A 3,577-nucleotide genomic window follows, 5' to 3' on the forward strand; every position below is an offset into this window, starting at 1 on the left:
TCAGCGGACGGGGTGGCGGACGCCCTCGGCGAGTTCGGCGCTGAGCGTGCGCAGGGCGGTCAGCCCGGCGGCCGGGTCCGGGGCGTCGAGCACACAGCGGACCAGGGCGCTGCCCACGATCACGCCGTCGGCGTACCCGGCGACCGTGGCGGCCTGGGCGCCGGTGCCCACGCCGAGGCCGACGCCGACCGGCAGGTCGGTGACCTCGCGGAGTCGGGAGACCAGGACCGGCGCGGCCTCCGAGGTCTGCGCCCGGGCGCCGGTGACCCCCATGATCGCGGTGGCGTAGACGAAGCCTCGGCAGTGCTCGACGGTCATCTTCAGCCGGGCGTCGGTGGACGACGGCGAGACCAGGAACGTGCGGTCCAGGCCGTGGGCGTCCGAGGCGGCCAGCCACTCGCCGGCCTCGTCGGGGATCAGGTCCGGGGTGATCAGGCCGGTGCCGCCGGCGGCGGCGAGGTCGCGGGCGAACGCGTCGACGCCGTACTGCTCGATCGGGTTCCAGTAGGTCATGGTCACCACCGGCGCGCCGGTGGCGGCGACCGCCTCGACGATCCGCAGGGTGTCCGCGGTGCGGACCCCGCCGGCCAGGGCGATGTCGCTGGCTTTCTGGATCACCGGCCCGTCCATCACCGGGTCGGAGTACGGGATCTCCACCTCGATGACGTCGACGCCCGCCTCGACCATGGCGGTCATCGCGGCGATGCTGCCCTCGACGGTCGGGAAGCCGGCCGGCATGCAGCCGACCAGCAGGGCCCGCCCGTCGGCGCGGGCCTTGTCGAAGGCCACCCCGATCCGACTCACGCTGTCACTCCTTGTCGAGGATGCCGAAGTACTCGCCGGCGGTGTGCACGTCCTTGTCACCCCGACCGGACAGGTTGACCACGATGACCGGCTCCCGGCCGAGTTCGGCGGTGAGCCGGGGAGCGATCCGCAGCGCGCCGGCCAGCGCGTGCGAGCTCTCGATCGCCGGGATGATCCCCTCGGTACGGCAGAGCAGCTCGAACGCGGCCATCGCCTCGGCGTCGGTCACCGGCTCGTACGTGGCCCGGCCGCTGTCGTGCAGCCAGGCGTGCTCCGGCCCGACGCCCGGGTAGTCCAGGCCGGCGGAGATCGAGTGCGACTCGACGGTCTGGCCGTCGGCGTCCTGGAGCACGTAGGTGCGGGTGCCGTGCAGCACGCCCGAGGTGCCGCCGGTGATGCTGGCCGCGTGCCGGCCGGTCTCCACCCCGTCGCCGCCGGCCTCGAAGCCGTACAACCGCACGTCGGTGTCGCCGACGAAGGCGTGGAAGATGCCCAGCGCGTTGGAGCCGCCACCGACGCAGGCGGCGACCGCGTCCGGCAGCGCACCGGTCAGGTCGAGGCACTGCTGGCGGGCCTCCTCGCCGATGCCCCGGACGAAGTCCCGGACCATCTCCGGAAACGGGTGCGGGCCGGCGGCGGTGCCGATCAGGTAGTGGGTGTCGTCGACGTTGGCCACCCAGTCCCGCATGGCCTCGTTCATCGCGTCCTTGAGGGTGCGCGAGCCGGTGGTGACCGGGACGACGGTGGCGCCGAGCATCCGCATCCGGGCCACGTTGAGCGCCTGCCGCTGGGTGTCGACCTCGCCCATGTAGACCACGCACTCGAGGTCGAACAGGGCGGCGGCGGTGGCGGTGGCCACGCCGTGCTGGCCGGCGCCGGTCTCGGCGATCACCCGCTTCTTGCCCATCCGCCTGGTGAGCAGCGCCTGTCCCAGCACGTTGCGCACCTTGTGCGCCCCGGTGTGGTTGAGGTCCTCCCGCTTGAGCAGCACCCGGGCGCCCACCTTGGCGGAGAACCGCTCGGCGGAGTACAGCAGCGACGGGGTGCCGGCGTAGTCGCGCAGCAGGGCATCGAACTCGGCGAGGAACGCCTCGTCGGTCATCGCCTTGCGGTACGCGGCGTCCAGCTCGTCCAGCGCCGCGACCAGCGCCTCCGGCACGAACCGGCCGCCGAAGCGGCCGAAGTGACCGGCGGCGTCGGGAAGCTGACCGGCCGGGGCCGAGGCGTTGGCGCTCATCGCGGTGTCCTTTCGCTGCTGACGTCTCCCGGGCGCGGGCTCAGCGCACCGGGCGGGGTGTGGCCGGGTGGTTGCCGGCGTTGACCAGCTCGGCGACCGCCTCGCGGGGGCTCTTCTGGGTGACCAGGCCCTCGCCCACCAGCACGGCGTCGGCGCCGGCCGAGGCGTACCGGATGAGGTCGTGCGGGCCACGCACGCCGGATTCGGCGATCTTGACGACGCTGCTGGGCAGGCCGGGCGCGATCCGCTCGAAGACCGACCGGTCGACCTCCAGGGTACGCAGGTCGCGGGCGTTGACCCCGATCACCTGCGCGCCGGCCTCCAGGGCGCGGTCGGCCTCCTCCTCGTCGTGCACCTCGACCAGGGCGGTCATGCCGAGCGACTCGATCCGCTCCAGCAGACCCATCAGCACGTTCTGTTCGAGGGCGGCGACGATCAGCAGCACCAGGTCGGCGCCGTGCGCGCGCGCCTCGTGCACCTGGTAGCTGGAGACCACGAAGTCCTTGCGCAGGACCGGGACCCGGACGGCGGCCCGGACGGCGGCCAGGTCGTCCAGCGAGCCGCCGAACCAGCGCCCCTCGGTCAGCACGCTGATCGCCCGCGCGCCGCCGGAGGCGTACTGCCCGGCCAGGTCGGCCGGGTCGGCGATCTCGGCCAGCCGGCCCTTGGACGGCGAGGAACGCTTGACCTCGGCGATCACGGCCACCCCGGGCCGGCGCAGGGCCGCGTACGCGTCCAGCGGCGGCGGTGCGGCGGCGGCCAGCTCGCGGATCCGCTCCAGCGGAACCTGCTCCTGCCGCCGCGCCACGTCCTCCCGGACGCCGGCCAGGATCTCGTCGAGCACGCTTCCGGACGCCGCCGAACCGGCCTCGTCCCCCTCCGCGTGCGCATGCTCAGCAGTCACCAACGGACTCCCCTCTCCGGGTGTCATGGGCCGATGCTAGGGGGCGCCAGGTGATGCCGGGTGCCGGGGGTATGGCGCTCCTCACGAAATGGGCTGTGGCATGATGGCCGACTTCCGGTGAACGCGATGTCACGCAGCGCCACGATGTCCATCGACCGGCCTGCCCGCCCTGCTCCGGGTCGTCGCGCGAGCATCCACCGTGGCCCATGGACCATGAGAGCACGGCAGCCGCGCCCGCGCACCATCACGACGCCCGTCGATGCTGTGACGCAGCTCAAGGATGAACGGCCCTATGCAGGACGTTCGCTCCGACGGACAGTTGATTCGCCCGTCACCACCGTGAAACGTGAGCCGGGCAGCCTGTCCATCGGGCAGACTCGATGACGCGCCTGCCGAGACGTCGAACTCCTCCTGCGGGGTGACCTCATGAGCACGACCGGGCCGAACTCCACCGCCATCGGATTGACCACCCTTTCCCGCACCGTCGCCTCGCTGGCCGTCGGGGTGGTGCACACCCTGGAACGCGCCGTGGTCGGTGAGGGTCGGGTGCGCACCGCGCGCGGCAACGCTTGGGAGGCGGTCTGCGCCGACCGCGCCCGCGCCGACCAGCGGGCCGAGCTGGACCGCCTGGT

General features: G+C 73.1%; 4 protein-coding genes. 1 reads left to right on the forward strand and 3 read right to left on the reverse strand.

Translation table 11 applies throughout. The features are described from left to right. Genes trpA through trpC form a run of 3 tightly spaced genes read right to left on the reverse strand, consistent with a single transcriptional unit; the run spans nucleotide 1 to nucleotide 2,885 of the window. Nucleotides 1-804 (reverse strand): tryptophan synthase subunit alpha, encoded by an 804-nt coding sequence (trpA, locus tag JNW89_RS31200; protein ID WP_154943786.1) that lies wholly within the window; start codon nucleotides 802-804, stop codon nucleotides 1-3. A gap of 4 nt (nucleotides 805-808) precedes the next feature. Beyond that, nucleotides 809-2,041 (reverse strand): tryptophan synthase subunit beta, encoded by a 1,233-nt coding sequence (trpB, locus tag JNW89_RS31205; RefSeq protein WP_238451799.1) that lies wholly within the window; start codon nucleotides 2,039-2,041, stop codon nucleotides 809-811. Nucleotides 2,042-2,081: 40 nt separating this feature from the next. Continuing rightward, the gene (gene trpC, locus JNW89_RS31210; protein ID WP_238451801.1) at nucleotides 2,082-2,885 is read right to left on the reverse strand and encodes an indole-3-glycerol phosphate synthase TrpC; all 804 of its coding nucleotides are present in this window, start codon (nucleotides 2,883-2,885) and stop codon (nucleotides 2,082-2,084) included. A gap of 486 nt (nucleotides 2,886-3,371) precedes the next feature. On the opposite strand from trpC, the gene JNW89_RS31215 reads away from it, so the two are divergent. After that, a partial coding sequence (locus tag JNW89_RS31215) for a hypothetical protein (RefSeq protein ID WP_238451800.1) occupies nucleotides 3,372-3,577 on the forward strand: 206 nt, incomplete at its 3' end.

The organism is Micromonospora sp. 4G55 (genome assembly GCF_016803375.1).